Annotated in this window: 10 protein-coding genes; 4 read left to right on the forward strand and 6 right to left on the reverse strand. The window is 74.1% G+C overall.

What is annotated here, in order from left to right; translation table 11 throughout:
- Positions 1-131 precede the first annotated feature (131 nt).
- From ACLQ2R_RS21135 to ACLQ2R_RS21145, 3 genes are all read left to right on the forward strand, one after another.
- A complete protein-coding gene (locus ACLQ2R_RS21135; protein ID WP_425961856.1) occupies positions 132-953 on the forward strand; it encodes a hypothetical protein in 822 nt (273 codons plus the stop codon).
- A 49-nt stretch (positions 954-1,002) separates the two neighbouring features.
- The gene (locus ACLQ2R_RS21140; protein WP_425961858.1) at positions 1,003-2,604 is read left to right on the forward strand and encodes an NADH-ubiquinone oxidoreductase-F iron-sulfur binding region domain-containing protein; all 1,602 of its coding nucleotides are present in this window, start codon (positions 1,003-1,005) and stop codon (positions 2,602-2,604) included.
- A gap of 229 nt (positions 2,605-2,833) precedes the next feature.
- Positions 2,834-4,435: an FAD-binding oxidoreductase gene (locus tag ACLQ2R_RS21145; protein WP_425961860.1), complete on the forward strand. Its 1,602-nt coding sequence runs from the start codon at positions 2,834-2,836 to the stop codon at positions 4,433-4,435.
- A 160-nt stretch (positions 4,436-4,595) separates the two neighbouring features.
- Here ACLQ2R_RS21145 and ACLQ2R_RS21150 read toward each other — a convergent pair whose 3' ends face one another.
- The 6 genes from ACLQ2R_RS21150 to ACLQ2R_RS21175 all read right to left on the reverse strand — a co-directional run bounded on the left by ACLQ2R_RS21150 (position 4,596) and on the right by ACLQ2R_RS21175 (position 12,391).
- The gene (locus ACLQ2R_RS21150; RefSeq protein ID WP_425961862.1) at positions 4,596-6,710 is read right to left on the reverse strand and encodes an acetoacetate--CoA ligase; all 2,115 of its coding nucleotides are present in this window, start codon (positions 6,708-6,710) and stop codon (positions 4,596-4,598) included.
- A 100-nt stretch (positions 6,711-6,810) separates the two neighbouring features.
- Positions 6,811-7,533 (reverse strand): HAD family hydrolase, encoded by a 723-nt coding sequence (locus tag ACLQ2R_RS21155; RefSeq protein WP_425961864.1) that lies wholly within the window; start codon positions 7,531-7,533, stop codon positions 6,811-6,813.
- Positions 7,534-7,879: 346 nt separating this feature from the next.
- Positions 7,880-8,500, reverse strand: coding sequence for an HAD family hydrolase (locus tag ACLQ2R_RS21160; RefSeq protein WP_425961866.1), 621 nt, complete (start codon positions 8,498-8,500; stop codon positions 7,880-7,882).
- A gap of 72 nt (positions 8,501-8,572) precedes the next feature.
- Positions 8,573-9,079, reverse strand: a complete 507-nt coding sequence (locus ACLQ2R_RS21165; protein WP_425962005.1) for a DUF6912 family protein — start codon at positions 9,077-9,079, stop codon at positions 8,573-8,575.
- A gap of 220 nt (positions 9,080-9,299) precedes the next feature.
- The gene (locus ACLQ2R_RS21170) at positions 9,300-9,944 is read right to left on the reverse strand and encodes an HAD family hydrolase (RefSeq protein WP_425961868.1); all 645 of its coding nucleotides are present in this window, start codon (positions 9,942-9,944) and stop codon (positions 9,300-9,302) included.
- An 833-nt stretch (positions 9,945-10,777) separates the two neighbouring features.
- Positions 10,778-12,391, reverse strand: a complete 1,614-nt coding sequence (locus ACLQ2R_RS21175) for a hypothetical protein (RefSeq protein WP_425961870.1) — start codon at positions 12,389-12,391, stop codon at positions 10,778-10,780.
- A gap of 120 nt (positions 12,392-12,511) precedes the next feature.
- Here ACLQ2R_RS21175 and ACLQ2R_RS21180 point away from each other — a divergent pair, with 120 nt between their 5' ends.
- The gene (locus tag ACLQ2R_RS21180; protein ID WP_425961871.1) at positions 12,512-17,176 is read left to right on the forward strand and encodes an HAD-IC family P-type ATPase; all 4,665 of its coding nucleotides are present in this window, start codon (positions 12,512-12,514) and stop codon (positions 17,174-17,176) included.
- The last annotated feature ends 157 nt before the right edge of the window (positions 17,177-17,333 follow it).

Genomic DNA, 17,333 nt, shown 5'->3' on the forward strand with positions numbered 1-17,333 from the left:
AACCGCCGCTCCCCGTCCTCGCGCCTCTTCCACGATCCCGCGAGGACCGGGGAGCGGCATCTCGCCGTACCAGAGTCCCTTCACCCTCGCACGCACACGCCGTCGAGCCGCTTCGCAGACAGGAGCCCCAGGTGGGTAACAGACGGACTCCGCGACACACACGGTCGGAGGCCGGGATACGCCTCGACGAGAGGCCCTCCAGGATCGGTCTCGGTGTCGCGATCACGGTCTCCGTGGTCGGCCTCCTCATGCTCGGGCGGACCGCGCCCGGCATGGAGGTCGCCGCCGCCGTCCGTGGAGTCTTCTCGTTCTTCGCTGGCGTGATCGCCCTGGTGTCGCTCACCACGACCGTGGCGCTCGGCCTGCTGTCCGCCGACCGGATCGTGCTGCCCGTGGTGGGCAGGATCCGCTCCCAGCTCGCCCACCGGGCCGCCGCCGTACTCGGCATGGGCTTCCTGGTCGTCCACGTCCTGATGAAGATCATCGAAAACAGGGCCTCCCCCGCGGCCGCGGTGATCCCGCTGGGGACGAGCGGCCAGGGCCTCTACGTCGGCTTCGGCGCCCTCGCCTCCGACCTGATGATCGTGGTCTTCCTCACCGGCGTCGCCCGCGCCCGCTTCGCCGACAACCGCAGGCCCTGGATGTGGCGCCTGCTGCACGGCTCGGCCTACCTGGCGTGGCCGCTGTCGGTGCTGCACGGCCTCACCGCGGGCCGCCGTCCCGCCGAGTGGGTGACCTGGAGCTACGTGATCTGCCTGGTCGCGGTGGGGGCGGCCCTGCTGATCCGGGTGATCTCCGAGCTGCAGCCCAGGGAGGTCCCGGTACGCGAGGAGGTCGCCGTCGAGCGTCCCGCCGTCGCGGAGCTGACCCCGCCCACGAGCATCGTCGGCCGCATCCCGCGCCAGGCGCGGGAGGACCCACCGGAACTTCGCCGTATCGGAGGCGTCGGGTGACGACCTCCCCCCTGGCCGGACCCCAGCGTCTCCCCACCGGAGGTGTTCGATGATCACACTGACCACCAGGACCAAGAAGAACGCGGCCGCCGCCCCGGACGCGACGACCGCGACGACCGCGACGACCGCGCCGATCGGGGTGATCGGGGTGATCCCGGCGGCCGGGGCGGCCGGGGCGGCCGGGGCGCCGTCGATGATCCCCTACCGCGTCCCTCCCGTCCGGCAGCTCGGCCCGGCCCGGCTGACGGCCGGCCTGGAGGACTGCCGCCGGATGGACCTGGCGGCCCACCGCGACATGCACGGCACCGCGCCGGTGATGAGCGGCGAGGAACTGGCCTCGCTGGCCGACGAGGTGGACATGCGCGGCCGGGGCGGGGCGGCGTTCCCCTTCGCCCGCAAGCTCCGCGCGGTGATGGGCAAGAGGGCCGACAAGATCGTCCTGGTCAACGCGGCCGAGGGCGAGCCCGCGAGCAGCAAGGACACCATGCTGCTCACCCGGACCCCCCACCTGGTCATCGAGGGCGCCCTGCTCGCGGCGAACGCGATCGGCGCCAGGCAGGTGGTGATCGCCACCGTCGAGGGCGGCATGGGCCACGCGTCGGTGTCCGCCGCCGTCGAGGAGCGCGGCATCGGCGACCGGGTCCGGGTCGCGGGCATCGTCGAGCGGTTCATCTCCGGCGAGGGCGGCGCCCTGGTCCGGTCGGTCAACGGGCAGATCGGGGAGCCTCCGGGCCGCAAGGTCAGGGCCGTGGAGAGCGGGGTCAACGGCCTGCCCACGCTGCTGTCCAACGCCGAGACCTACGCCCAGCTCGCGGTCCTGGCCACCCTGGGCGCGGAGCGGTACGCCGACGTCGGCACCGCGCGCGAACCCGGGACGGTCCTGCTCACCGTGGGAGGGTCGGCCAAGGCGCCGGCCGTCGTCGAGGTCGCGACCGGCACCCCGCTGTACGCCGTCCTGGACGCCTGCAAGGCGACCACCGGCGACGGCGTGCTGGTCGGCGGGTACCACGGCGCGTGGCTGTCGGCGGACGCCGCGGCCGTGGCGACCGTCTCCCGCCAGGGCATCACCGAGGCGGGTGGCCAGCTCGGCGCCGGGATCATCGTGCCGCTCGGCGGGGAGACCTGCCCGCTCGGTGAGACGCTCAGGGTCGCCCGGTACCTGGCCGCGCAGTCGTCGGGCCAGTGCGGCCCGTGCCGCCTGGGCCTGCCGGACGTCGCGCGGTCGCTGGCCGAGGTCATGGCCGGGTCGGCCCCGGCCCTGGACGAGCTGCGGAGCAGGGCGGCGGGGGTCAAGGGCAGGGGAGCCTGCTTCCACCCCGACGGGACGTCCCGGTTCGTGCTCTCGGCCCTGGACGCCTTCCCCGACGACATCGAGGAGCACCTGCTGCACGGCACCTGCGGGCGCCCGGTGCACGGCGTGCTCCCGCTGCCGCCGCAGGAGAACGAGCCGGAGGTGAGACTGACCGTGGACTGGACCCGCTGCCAGGGCCACGGCCTGTGCGCCCGGCTCGCCCCCGACCTGGTCCACCTGGACGAGCACGGTTACCCGGTGTTCGGCCACGACACCGTGCCCGCCCAGTTCCGCCGGATGGCGCGCCGGGCCGTGGAGATGTGCCCGGCCCTCGCACTGCGCGTGGCACAGGGGGTGTGAACGACTCCTCACCCGCCGCGGGCACGGGGACCGTGAACGGTCCCTCACCCCGCGCGGGGAGCGTGAACGGGCTTCCCCCCGGCGCGAGGAGTGCGAACGGCTCCCCCACCCGGCGCGGGGAGTGGGAACGGCTCCCCCACCCGGCGAATGGTGACGCGAATGTGACCAACCGGACCGGCGGATCGGTCGTCCTATCGAGCAGTTGACACGAACCCTCGGGGAGAACGACATGCGGACCCCTCCGGACAGGCGGGCCTTCCTCCGGACCGGCGGCCTGGCCGCCCTCGCGTTCGGCGCGACACTCGGCGCCCCGGGCACCCCCGCCCTGGGCGCCACCGGCACGTCAGGGCGGGACGCCTCCGGTGCGGGCGGCGGGGCCGGTACCGCCGGGCGGGACACCGCGGGCGCCTCCGGGCGAGCCGCCGCCGGTGCCGCCGGGAAGGGAGCGGCGGGCGCGCCACGGCCCGCCGACTGGCGGGCGCTGGCCGAGGGACTGAAGGGCTCGCTCGTCCGGCCGGGCGACGCCGCGTACGACAGGGCGCGGCGGCTGTTCAACCCCGCCTTCGACGCGGTGCGGCCCGCGGGCGTGGCCTACTGCGCCGACCCGTCCGACGTCGCCGAATGCGTCGGTTTCGCCCGCCGGCTGGGCGTGCCTCTGGCCGTACGGTCGGGGGGGCACTCGTACGCGGGCTGGTCCACCGGGACCGGCCTGGTCCTGGACGTGTCCCGGATGAGCACGGTGCGCCACGCCTCCGGGCGCGCGGTCGTCGGGGCGGGCGCCAGGCTCGTCGACGTCTACGACAGGCTCGCCGCGAGCGGGGTGAGCGTCCCGGCGGGGACCTGCGCCACGGTCGGGGTGAGCGGGCTGGCCCTGGGCGGCGGGATCGGGGTCGTCTCCAGGAAGTACGGACTGACCTGCGACGTGATGGAGTCGGTCCGGATCGTCACGGCCGACGGGCGGCTGCTGACCTGCGACGCGAACCACCACCCCGACCTGTACTGGGCCTCGCGCGGCGGCGGGGGCGGCAACCTCGGGGTGGCCGTCTCCTTCGAGTTCCGCACCCACCCGGCCCGCGAGGTCACCGTGTTCTTCCTGCACTGGCCGTGGTCGAGGGCGGTCGGGACGCTGCGCGCCTGGCAGGCGTGGGCCCCCTCGGTGCCGGACGCGATGTGGTCGGGCATGCACCTCAGCCGCGACGGCGGCATGGACGTGCAGGTCGTGGGGCTCTACCTGGGCGGCAGGGCCGAATGCGAGCGGCTGCTCGACCGGCTGGCCGACGCGGCCGGTTCCCCCTCGTCCAGCCAGGTCCGCCAGACCTCCTACCGGCAGGCCATGCTGACCATGGCGGGCTGCGGCTCGCTCTCGGTCGACCGGTGCCACCTGGGCGGGTCCCTGCCCGGCCAGACCCGGGGCGGGAGGCTGTCCCGCGACACCTTCAAGGCCGCCTCCCACATGGCCTACCGGCCGCTGTCGGAGGCCGGGGCCAGGACGCTGGTCGCCCAGGTCGCCCGCGCCGGCGACCACACGGTGCTCCTGGACGCCCTGGGCGGCGCCGTCGCCCGGGTCCGCCCCGACGCCACGGCCTTCCCGCACCGGGCCGCGCTCTACAGCGTGCAGTACTACGCCCACCACGCCGGGGCCGCGACCTGGACCAGGACCGCGCGCGCGGCGATGCGGCCCCACTTCGGCGACCACGCCTACGTCAACTACATCGACGCGGGCCTGTCGGGCTGGCGCTCGGCCTACTACGGGCCGAACGCCGCCCGGCTGGCCCGCGTCAAGGCTGCCTACGACCCGGGCCGCCTGTTCCGCCTGCCCCAGGGCATCTGACCGGCGTCCCGGGGCGCCCGACCGGTCCCCCGGCGCATCCGACCGGCACCCCGGCGCATCCGACCGGCCCCCGGTGCCGGTCGGATCGGCACTCCGGGCGCCCGCCCCGGTCTCACTCCCGGATACCGGGCGCCGGACATCGGGTGCCGGGCGCCGAGGGTCAGTCGCCGAGCGGCAGGAAGTGGGACAGCACCTCGGGATTGGCCATGGCGTCGAGGTTGGCGGCCTTCTCCGGGGGGATGCCCAGGAGGATCTTGCGGACGGGCACCTCCAGCTTCTTGCCGCTGAGGGTGCGCGGGATGCCGGGAACCTCGACGATCTCGTTCGGCACGTGGCGGGGGGAGAGCGCCTCCCGCAGCTCCTTGCGCAGCCGGGCGACGAGGTCGTCGCCCAGGACGGCGCCCTCGGTCATGGTCACGTACAGCAGCAGGCGTCCCTCCTGGCCGAGCTGTCCGGTGTCGATCACCAGGCTGTCGGCGATCTCCTCGAAGCGCTCCACCACGCGGTAGAACTCGCTGGTGCCCATCCGCACGCCGCCCCGGTTCAGGGTCGAGTCGGAACGGCCGTAGATGACGCAGCCCCCGTCCGGGAGGATCTTGATCCAGTCGCCGTGCCGCCAGACGCCGGGGTACTCGGAGAAGTAGCTGTCCCGGTAGCGCGACCCGTCGGGGTCGTTCCAGAACATCACCGGCATCGACGGCATCGGCAGGGTCAGCACCAGCTCGCCGACCTCGCCGACCACCGGCTCACCCGACGGGTCGAAGGACTCGACCTTCGCCCCCAGGCAGCGGCAGGGGATCACGCCCGCCCGTACCGGGAGCAGCGGTACGGCGCCCACGAAGCCGGTGCACACGTCGGTGCCCCCGGAGAACGAGCCGAGCGGGATACCGGGGAGCGCGTCGTGCACCCAGGCGAAGCCCTCGGGCGGCAGCGGCGAGCCCGTCGATCCCAGGCCCCGCAACCGGTCCAGGCCCGACGGCTTCAGGCCGGCCTTCATGGACGCGATCAGGTACGGGGCGCCCGTGCCGAAGTAGGTGACCCCCTCCTCGGCGGCCAGCCGCCAGAGCGCGTCGGTGCCGGGGTGGGTCGCCGACCCGTCGTAGAGCACCACCGTCGACCCGACCAGCAGGCCGCCGACGAGGTAGTTCCACATCATCCAGCCGGTGGTGGTGTACCAGAAGAAGACGTCGTCCTCGCCCAGGTCCTGGTGGAAGGAGAGCGCCTTGAGGTGTTCGAGCACCACGCCGCCGTGGCCGTGCACGATCGGCTTGGGCAGCCCGGTGGTGCCCGAGGAGTAGACGATCCAGAGCGGGTGCGCGAACGGCACGGGCTCGAAGTCGAGCGGCGCGGCGACCGCGCGCAACGCGGCCCAGTCCAGGGCGCGGACCCCGGCGTCCGGGGAGTCCGACCCGTCCCGCGTGCCGGCGGGGTCCGGGGAGGCGGAGGGGTCTCGCGGGGTGGAGCCGTCCGGGGTCGCGGGCGTGCCCTCCGTGCCGGGGTTCTCCGGGGTCGCGGGGTTCTGCGCGGTCGCGGGGTTCTGCGGGGTCGCGGAGTTCTGCGGGGTCGCGGGGTCCTGCGGGGTCGTGTGGACGCCCGGGGCGGGGACGCGTACCCGCGCCACCAGGGTCGGCAGCCTGCCGGCGATGTCGTCCACGACGGCGCTCCGGTCGAAGTGCCTGCCGTTGTAGTCGTAGCCGTCGACCGCGAGGAACACCTTGGGCTCGATCTGGGTGAAGCGGTCGATCACGCTGGGCGCGCCGAAGTCGGGCGAGCAGGAGGACCAGACGGCCCCCAGGGAGGCGGTGGCCAGGAAGGCGACCAGGGCCTCGGGGATGTTCGGCAGGTAGGCCGCGACCCGGTCCCCCCGGCCGACGCCCAGCGCGGCCAGGCCCGCGCGGACCCGGGCCACCTCGTCGGCCAGCTCGCCCAGGGTGAGCTCCCGCCGCCCGCCCGCCTCGTCGCGGAAGACCACCGCGAGCCGCTCCGGCTCGGAGGCGGCCCTGCGCAGCGCGTTGGCCGCGTAGTTCAGCGTCGACCCGCCGAACCACTCGGTGCCGGGCATCTCTCCCGAGACGACCGGCCCGTCGCCACGCTCTCCCACGACCCTGAAGTAGTCCCAGATCGACGTCCAGAACTCGGCCGGAGCCTCCACCGACCACAGCCAGAGGGCCTCGTAGTCGGCGCTCCGGCCCAGCCATCGCGCGTAGCGGGTGATCCTGGCGTCCTTCACGACCTCCGGGGAGGGCTCCCAGAGCAGCGCACCTTCCTCAACCATGCCCCCATCCTCTCGACGCCCCCTCCAAATGTCATCCCCGGGGGGCACACAGCACGCCCCGGGGGCGTGTGGGCGCTCCACGTACGAGGTCCCGTGGAGGTCAGCGGTTCGCGGGGAAGCGGCCGGCGCCGCGGGCCGGTGAGGTGAGGGCGGCGACGGCGGCGACGACCTCGGAGGAGTTGGAGAGGTCGGGCAGCACCAGGTCGGCCCCGGCCTCGTGCAGTTCGGCCGGGAGGGACCTGCCCGAGGCCACGCCGATCATCGAGACCCCGGCGATCCTGGCCGCCTGGACGTCCCTGGCCGAGTCGCCGACCAGCACGGTGTTGCGCCCGTCGAAGACCGTCCCGTGCCTGCGGCCGGCCCGGCCCTGCGCCACCTGCAGCAGGGTGGCCTTGGGGTAGACCTCCTCGCCGTAGCCGCCGATCTCGATGTCGACGTACCTGTCCAGCCCGAACGCGGCCAGCTTGTGCGCGGCGTTGCTCTTGATCGTCCCGGTCAGCACCGACTGGACCACGCCGTCCAGCCTCGCCACCGCCTTGAGCGCGTCACGGGCCCCGGCCATCATGCGGCCCTCCTTGGCCAGGCGCCTGCGCCGGGCCCCGAAGGAGGTGGCCAGCGCGTCGAGGAACCTGGGGAGGTGCTCGTCCCGGGCGACGATCCCGTTGATGGCCAGCATCTCGAAGACGATCTCCGAGTCCGGGCGGCCGTTGGCCTGGGTCAGCTTGACCAGGGGACGTCCGGTGACGGCGCGGAACGCCTCCGCGTACGCCTCACGGGTGACGATGGACACGTCCACGAGGGTGAGGTCGATGTTCCAGAGCACGAGGCGGTCGATCGGGGGCCTCCCGGAATGGGTGCGGATGCCCAGGGTACGGCCCGGGACGCCCGGCTACCGCCTCCGATGCCGAAAGCCCCGGTTTCAGGATTTTTCCCGACACCGGGTGGTATCCGGCGACGACCCGAGCGGGTCCCGTGGCCGGAGCGGGACCGGGCCGGAGCGGGACCGGGCCGGCCCCGGACCGGGCCGGAGCGAGACCGGGATCGGGTCCGAGGTGGAATCGGGATCGAGGCGGGACCGGCCCGGGTCGGAGCCGGAGCAGGACCGGACCGGAGCGGGAACAGGCCGGGTGAGACCGGGGCGGGGCAGGTCGCGGGCTCCGGACCGGGTGTCAGGCGTGGTTCAGGGCGTCCGTGAGGGTGTCGACGACCGGCACCCCGCACGCCATCAGGTCGGCCCTGCCGGTCATGCCGCCGGTGTAGAGCACCGCCCGCGCGCCGACGTGCCGGGCGGCGTGCGCGTCGTCCAGGCTGTCGCCGATCACCAGGACGTCGGCCGGGTCGACGCCGAGCGCGGCGAGGTGGGCCACCATCCACTCGGCCTTGTGCCCCCCGGTGACGCCGCGCAGGCCGTCGATCCGGGTGAAGTGACGGTCGATGCCGAGCTCGGTGATCTTGGGCACCAGCCGCTCGTGCTCCCACATGGACAGCAGTGACTGCCGGCCGCCCGCGGCCTTCCAGGCGTCCAGGGCGGAGAGCGCGTCCTCGGCCAGCCCGCACTCCAGCATCAGGCGGTGGTAGGCGTCGTGGAAGCCCAGGTCGAGGACCTCCCACTCGCCCTCGCGGAGGGGGCGCCCGAGCATGCGCTCGTAGGCGGCCCAGATCGGGCGCGTGTACACGGCACGGAAGCGGTCGGCGTCGTAGGAGCCCAGCCCGTACGGCTCGAACACCGCGTTCGTGGCACCGACGACAGCGTCGATGTCATGAAAAAGCGTGCCATTCCAATCCCACACGATGTGTCTCATATGCCTCCAAGAATAGCCAAAGCCGCCATCGGCAGAAGGACCTGCCGTGGCCGGGAGGGGTCAGCCGATCAGGTCGGGGATCTCCTGGGTGGCGTACCACAGGAGCTCGTTGGCCTCGGCGCCGTCCACGGTGAACCGGGCGTCGTCGTCGCCGCGGTCGGCCGCGGGCAGCGCCGCGATGGCGGCCTCGACGTCCTTCACCGCCTCCGGCTCGTCCACGTGAACGGCCGCGACCCGTGCCAGCGACACCGCACCGGCGAGCCGCACCCGGGCGCGCTCCTCCAGGTCCGTGCCCGCGGCGACGTCACCCTCCGGTACGTCGACGGCCACGACGACCCTTCTCGCGGCGACCTCGACCCCGTCCGCGCGGTCGGCCGCCAGCATCCGCAGCGAGGCCCTGGCCGCCTCGGTCAGGGCCACGTACTCCAGTTCCTCGGTGTCACCCGAGACGTACCACTCGATCAGCGAGGGGGTCACCGCGTAACCGGTCAGCGGAGCCGGGCCGACCTCCCCCGCACCGGCCACGCGGGCCAGCGCCGGGAGCGTACACGGCAGGTAGACGCGCATCCATGCCTCGATCCGTCTCGCCACGCCGGCGCCGGTTCGGCGCCGATTCACCCATCGAGTGTGCCAGTACCGGCGACCCCCGGTGATACCGCCCGCGCGAAGCGGGCCACCCCGCCCCGCGCGGGACACGGCGGGACGCCGCCCGCCCGGCGCGGCGAGATCCGGAGCAGGCGGAAGCGACGGCCCGTCCGGGGAGAGCGGGACCCCCGGCGCGGCCCGCTCAGCGCAACGAGATCCGGAGCAGGCGCTCCAGCTCGGCGATGGTCAGATCGGGATCGCGGTGGTGCACGCCGACGATGCCGAACCCGCGGGCCGCCTCGATGTTGGCCAGGACGTCGTCGACGAACACGCACTCCTCCCCCGCCAGGCCGATCCTGCCGAGGGCGTGCTCGAAGATCCTCGGCTCGGGCTTGCGCATGCCGACCTCCCCGGAGATGACCACCTCGTCGAAGACGTCGTCCCAGCCCTCACGCGGGTACTCGTTCGCCCACGAGTTGGAGAGCAGGCAGGTGCGCAGCCCGGAGGCGCGGATCTCGCGGAGCATCTCGTACATCGGCTCGACCCGGTGGAAGCGGGCGAACATCCGCGACAGCAGCCCCTCGGCCTCCGGCGGCAGGCCGTCCGTGGTGACCAGCCGCGCGGCCAGGTGCCGCTCGAAGTCCAGCCCGGACATCTCCCCGCGCTCCAGCGCGTGGATCGCGTTCTCCTCGCTCTGCGATCCCTCGTACGCGTGCGAGATCAGCTCGATCATCACCTGCCCGTAGTGGTCCGCGTCGAGCCTCTCCTCGGCGATCCACTCCGCGACCGCCTCGGAAAGACCGACGGTGAGCACGCCACCCCAGTCGATCAGCACGCCCTTGAGCATCTGTCCTCCTCGATGGAACGGCTTTCAGGGTAGATGCCCCGGTGAACGACCGGAGCGCGGGGACGGCTCACACGTCGCGGCCCCGGATCCGGCTCCCGGACCGTGCCCGTATCGCGCCCGCGCTGTGCCCGTACCTGACCGTGTCCGCCCGTGCCCGCCGGTGCCCGCCCGTGCCCGCCCGTGCCCCCCGCGTCCGCCCGTGTCCGCCCGTGTCCGCCCGTGCCCGCGACGCGCACCGACGCGCGCCCGTGTCCGGCGGACGGGTCGTCTCCGGCCGGACACCGAACACCACCACACGGCACGTCGCATCACGTCGCATCACGCGACACCACGAGACGTCACGACGGGGGTCCGCCCGCACCGCATCCCATCGCGAGTTCAAGCCGTATCTCTCCCCGAACGACACAAGAACCGTTCCATTGACCGGAGATTCATCCCCTAACATCCGATTCAAGGCCTAGTGCGAGTTTCGCCGCTCTAATTCGAGGAAGATTATGAGAATGGCACTCATGCCATATAACCGCACGTAGAAGGCGTGATCAACCTCCTGCGGGCTCCATCCGCACCTTCCCTCGGTTCCCATGAGGAGGGATCATGGCAGTAACTCAGGCGAGCCGCTCTCGCGCCCGTACGGCGTCGAGACCGACCGCATCAGCCACGAATGCAACGACGGACCGGAAGCGCGACGGCAACTCGCTAACGCTCAATCTTCCGATGCTGACCGTGCAGCTCCGGCCCCCGAACGTTCGTATGCCACATATCGACACACGGGGGGCGGGCCAGGCCACTGACACCGCCAAATCGTTCCTCCCTCCGGCCGAACGCATCGCCTACTACGGTGGGCTCGGCGCCCTCGCGGTGGCGGGGCTGATCGAGTGGCCGGTGGCCGCCGCCATCGGGGTGGGGACGCTGATCGCCCAGCGCGCACGGGGAAGGGGCCGGTCCTCCGGCACCTCCCGGGCCGGGAGCTCCATCGCGTCGGCCGCGCAGAGCATGAACCCGATGTCGGCGATAACGGACTCCGGCAGTACGGGGTCCGCGTCCCGCACGGGAGGTTCCACCTCCCGGTCCAGCACCTCACGGTCCACCGCCTCGCGGTCCGGAGGCACGGCGTCCCGGACCTCACGGCCCGCGGCGTCCCGCACGGCGAGCAGTGCCTCGCGCACCGGCGGCACGACGAGCACCGGTTCCAGGACGAGCGGTTCGGCCTCCCGGACGACAGGCTCGACATCCCGGACGGCGGCGTCCCGGACGGCGGCGTCCCGGACCGGGGGTTCCACCTCCCGGGCGACGGGCACGGCCTCCCGTACGAGCGGCACCACCCGGACCGGAAGCACCACCACCCGTAGCCGGAGCACGGCATCGCGCGCCACGGGCACCACCCCGCGGACCCGCACCGCCACGTCCGGCACGACCTCACGGACCAGGACACCCGCAAGCCGCGCCACGGGCACCACCACCCGGACCAGGACGGCGACCGGCACGACCTCACGGGCCAGGACACCCTCGAGCCGCGCGTCGAGCACCACCTCGCGTGCGACCGGCACCACGTCCCGGACCACCAGGACGCCCGCAAGCCGCGCCACGGGCACCACCTCACGCACCAGAACCGCCGCGGGCACCACCTCACGGACCAGGACGGCCGCGGGCACCACCTCACGGACCCGCACCGCCGCGTCCCGCACGACGGGCGCCACCTCGCGGACCAGGACACCCTCGAGCCGCGCGTCGAGCACCACCTCACGCGCGACCGGCACCACGTCCCGGACCACCAGGACGCCCGCAAGCCGCGCCACGGGCACCACCTCACGCACCAGGACCGCCACGTCCCGTACGGCAGGCACGACCTCGCGGACCAGAACGCCCGCATCGCGCACCGCGAGCACCGCGTCCAGGGCCACGAGCCCCGCCTCCCGTACCCGGAGCGCGTCGTCCCGTACGGCGGCCTCGGCCACCGGAGGGACGAGACCGGCGTCGCGGAGCACGGGTTCCACGTCGCGGAGCAGGACCACCGCGTCCCGCGCCACGGGCTCCACCGCCCGTACCGGAGGCTCGGCGTCCCGCACGGCGGGCAGCGCGTCCCGGACCACGAGGCCCGCCTCGCGGACCGCGAGCACCTCCTCCCGGACCACGCGCACCACCGCGTCGAGGCCCGCGTCCGGTGCCCGGAGCGGCACCGCCCGGACCTCGGCGGCCACGTCGCGGTCCACGGCGGGCACCTCCCGGGCGACGGCGTCCACCTCGCGGGCCGCGAAGCCCGCGTCGCGCGCCAGGAAGCCCGCGGCACGGACCGCCGGATCGGCCTCACGCACCACGAAACCGGCGTCCAGGTCCTCGTCGTCCACCACGCGGGCCGGAACCGCGTCCCGGACCACCGCCTCACGGAGAACGGCCACGTCCCGGTCGGCCACGGGCCGGACGACGGCCTCCCGGGCCAGGGCGTCCACCTCGCGGTCGAGGAGCTCGGCCGGCAGGACCGCGTCCGGGTGATCACAGTGATGAGGCCGATCAGGCCATGTACGACCGCGGCCTGATCGGCCTCGTCATCTCATCTGCCGGAGTCCTGAATGTTCATGCCCCGCCTGCTCTCACCTCCCGCCCATGCCCTCCGGGGCGTCATGCCCGAGGTGGTCCGCGGCCTGCTGCCGCGTTCCCGTGGCAGGCGGGCCTGTCCCGGCGGGGTCCGTGTGGACCTGCGGACGATCGGCGGTCCGGGCACCGAGGGGAGGGCGCGGCGGCTGGAGGACGCGCTGCTGCGACTGGAGGGGATCGGGCGCGCCGAGGTGAACGGCGTCCTCGGTTCCGTCTTCGTGGGATGCGCATCCGGCTCGATCGACCTGGAGAAGGTGCTCGAACTGGTCGAGGCGTTCGACGATGACGACGCCGAGTGCGACGAGGACACCACCGACGAGGACGGCACCGACGACAACGACACCGACGACGACACCGACGAGGCCGCTGACGACATCGACACCGACGACGGTCCGGAGTCCGCGAAGGACCCGTCGGCGGGGCCCGCCGCCCTCGTCTCGATGATCGCGGAGCATCATGCCGCCAAGCTGGTGGAGCGCCACGCCCGGGCCGGTGTCCGGCTCGGAGCGACCCTGCTCGGGGCGGGCCTGGCGGTCGCCGGACGCGCCGTGCGCGCGCCGTCCCTGCCCGCGATCGTCCCCGCGCTGCTGAACCTGGCCGAGGCCACCCCGAAGGTACGCTCCGAGCTGGAACGCCGCCTGGGCACCTCGACCACCTTCGACCTGCTCGTGACGGCGAACATCGTCACGCACACGCTGGCGCTGCGCCCGCTGGGCATGCTGATCCAGTCGGCCACCGCCGCCGGGAACTACCTGGAGGCGCGCGACACGCGCCGGGCGTGGGAGGCGCGCGAGCACGACCTGAGCTCCGCGGACGGCTCCTACCGCCACACCCGGGCCCCCCGGACGCCGCGCCCCGCCCCCCTGAAGCACAGCCCGGTGGAGCGGTTCGAGCGGGCCGCGAGCCCCGCAGCGGTGGGGTTCTCCGGCCTGACGCAGCTCCTCGGCCGCGACCGGCGGCGGACCATCGCCGCACTCACCGCGACGACGCCCAAGGCCGCGAAGCAGGGCCGGGAGTCCTTCGCCTCCTCGATCGCGCGTGCCCTGGCCGCACGCGGGGCGATCGTGCTCGACCCCCGCGCCCTGCGCCAGATGGACGGTGTCGACACGGTCGTCCTGGACGCCGACGTGCTCGGCACGGGCTCCTGGGAGATCGACCACGTCATCCCCCTGACCGTCGAGGCGGCCGGGACGAGCCGACCGGACGAGGCGAACGAGGCGAACGAGGCGAACGAGGCGAGCCTTCCCAACAAGGCGGACGGGACAGGCAGACCGGACGGGCGGAACGAAAGAGACCGGAAGGACGAGGAAAACCAAGGGGACCGGAAGGACGCCGACGGGCTGCGTGCCCGGCTCCACTCCCTGCTCGACCTCACCGACCCGGGCGCGCGGCGGGAACGCGACGGGTGGACGGCCGAGCCGATCCAGGCTCCGGCCGTGCTCGTCTCCGCGGAGGCCGCCGGCTGGGAGATGCGGGGCCTGCGGGCCGTCCGCGTGTCCCGGCGGGGCGTCCCCGTCGCCCTCGTCGGCATGGCCCCGGGGGTGGATCCGGTGGCGGACGCGGTCGTCGCCGCGGCCACGGCCGGGGGCGTGTGCGCCGTGCTGCTGGCCGGTGGCGGGCCGGAGCTGGGCGCGCGGCTCGGGGTGGGCGAGTCCGTGCCGGGAGGGCCCCGGCTGGCCCGGTCGGTCCGCGCGCTCCAGGCGGAGGGACACGGGGTCGCCGTGGTGTCGGCCCGGCGGATGGCCGCCCTGGCCCAGGCCGACCTGGGCATCGGTGTGTCGGGCCGGTCGCGCCGGACCCCCTGGGACGCGGACGTGGTCGCCGAACTGGAGGAGGCGCACCTGCTGCTGAGCTGCCTGGCCCCGGCCAGGAGGACGAGCGAGCGGGTCGTGTGGCTCACCGGCGCGGGGACCGCGATCGGCGGTGCCCTGACCACCTTCGGGCCCGCGGCACGGGTGCTCGACAGGGCCCAGCTCGTGAGCGACTTCACCGCGATCGCGACCGTCGCCACGGGCGAGTGGGCCGGCTGGCGCGCCGGCCGGGAGGCTCCCCCCGTCCGGAACGACCGGACGCCCTGGCACGCGATGCGGGTGGAGGACGTGTTCTCCCTGCTGAAGTCCTCGCCCGGCGGCATCACCGAGGACGAGGCCGCGCTGCGCAGGACCTCGGCGAGATCGCGGAGGCCGCAGGGCCCTCCCTCGCTGCTCCGCGCGTCCCTGGAGGAGCTGGCCAACCCGATGACGCCGATCCTGGCGGCCGGGGCCGGCCTGTCCGCCATGGTCGGCTCGGCCTCCGACGCGGTCATGATCGCCACGGTGGTGGCCGCCAACGCGTTCATCGGAGGGGGCCAGCGCTTCAGCGCCGACCGGGCGCTGAGCCGCCTGACCGAGGCGGTCGCGACCCCGGTACGGGTGAGGCGCCCACAGCGGCCCGTCAGCACCACCGTCGACGGCCTCGTACCGGGCGACGTGATCGAGCTGCGCGCGGGCGACACCGTGCCGGCCGACTGCCGCGTGTTCAGGGCGACGAACCTGGAGATGGACGAGTCGGCCCTGACGGGCGAGTCCCAGCTCGTCACCAAGTCGCCCGCGCCGGTCGACGCGCCCGCCGTCGCCGACCGGACCTCGATGGTCTACGAGGGGACGACGGTGGCCGCCGGCGTCGGACTGGCCATGGTCGTCGCGGCCGGCGAGTCCACCGAGGCGGCCAGGACCGCCAGGCTCACCGAGAAGCGGCCCCCCGCCTCGGGCGTGCAGCTACGGCTGCGGGAGCTGAGCCGGCGGATCCTCCCGGTCGCGCTGGGCTCGGGCGTGGTCCTGCTGGTCGCCGACCTGATGCGCGGCAGGTCGCTGCCCGCGGCGCTGGCGCCCGCGGTGAGCCTCGCCGTCGCGGCCGTGCCGGAGGGGCTGCCGTTCGTCGCCTCGGTCGCGGAGCTCGCCGCCGCGCGGCGGCTGTCGACCCGCAACACCCTGGTGCCCAACCCGTCCACGATCGAGGCCCTCGGCCGGGTGAACGTGCTCTGCTTCGACAAGACCGGCACCCTCACCGAGGGCCGCATCAGCCTGCGGTGCGTCTCGGACGGCCAGGACGAGCGTCCCGTCGAGGCGCTGACGCCCGAGCTCAGGAGGATCGTGGCCGCGGGGCTGCGGGCCGGTCCCCGGCACGACGACGGGCGGCCCGTCCCGCACCCCACCGACCGCGCCGTGCTGAACGGGGCCGAGCGGCTGGGCGTGACGCCCGAGGAGGGCGGCGGGGGCTGGGAACGGGTCGACGAGCTCCCCTTCGAGCCGGGACGCGGCTACCACGCCGTACTCGGCACGGGCGGGTCGGGACCGCTGCTCAGCGTCAAGGGCGCCCCGGAGATCGTGGTCACCCGCTGCGCGAGCGTGCTGCGCGACGGGCGGGTGGTCCCGCTCACCGACGTCGTCGAGGCGGAGCTGCACAAGGAGCTCGACCAGCTCGCCCGGCAGGGCTACCGGGTGCTCGCGGTCGCCGAACGCGCCGCCTCCGACCGCCGCGACCTCGACGAGTCCCGCATCCAGGACCTTTGCTTCCTGGGCTTCCTGGGCCTGGCCGACCCGGTACGGCCCACGGCGGCCGAGAGCGTCGGCCGCCTGACGCGGGCCGGCGTGCGCATCGTGATGATCACGGGGGACCATCCCAGCACCGCGGAGGCGATCGCCGCCGAGCTGAACGTGCTCAACGGCGGGCGGATCATGACGGGTCCCGAGCTCGACGCCCTGGACGACGACACGCTGGTGGAGGCGCTGCCCGACGTGACGGTCTTCGCCAGGACTAGCCCGGCCCACAAGGCCCGGATCGTGGAGTGCCTGCGCCGGGCCGGGAAAGTCGTGGCGGTCACCGGCGACGGCGCCAACGACGCCCCCGCGATCCGGGGCGCGGACGTGGGGATCGCCCTGGGGTCGCGCGCCACCCCCGCGGCACGGTCGGCGGCCGACATCGTGGTCACCGACGACCGCATCGAGACGATCGTGGACGCGATCATCGAGGGCAGGGCCATGTGGAGCTCGGTCCGCGACGCGCTGAGCATCCTGCTCGGCGGCAACATCGGCGAGATCGTCTTCGCGGTCGGGTCCAGCCTGATCAGCGGCGCCAACGTGCTGAACACCCGTCAGCTTCTCCTGGTCAACCTGCTCACCGACATGCTGCCCGCCATGGCGGTCGCCGCCCGCCCCCCGGCCGCGACCAGCCCCGAGAGGCTGCTCCAGGAGGGCCCGGAGGCCTCGCTGGGCGCCTCCCTGACCCGTGACATCCAGCTGCGGGCCGTCACCACGGCGGGTGCGGCGGGCGCGGCCTGGGCGATCGGCAGGCTGACCGGGACGCGCGGCCGGGCGGACACGATGGGCCTGGTCGCGCTGGTGGCGACGCAGTTGCTCCAGACGCTGGTCATGGGCAGCCGGGACCGCATGGTGGTACTGGCCTCGCTGGTCTCCCTGGCCGTGCTGGGACTGACGGTCTCGGTGCCGGGCCTGTGCCGGTTCTTCGGCTGCCACTTCCTCGGCCCGGCGGGGTGGGCCGTCGCCCTGAGCAGTGCCGCCGCCAGCACGGCCGCGGCGATGGCGTTCCAGGCGGTCACCCAGGAGTCCGACCAGGGGCCCGATCTGGGGGCCGCGACCTGAGGCCCGACCGAGAGTCCGAGCTGGGGCCGACCTAGGGTCCGATCTGAGAGCCGATCTGCGGGCCGACCAAGGGTCCCGACCTGGGGCCGACCTGGGGCCGACCTGGGGCCGACCAAGGGTTCGATCCGAGAACCGAACTGGGGTTCGATCCGGGAGC

The sequence above is a fragment of the Streptosporangium sp. DT93 genome, assembly GCF_049844535.1.
Classification (GTDB): Bacteria; Actinomycetota; Actinomycetes; order Streptosporangiales; family Streptosporangiaceae; genus Streptosporangium.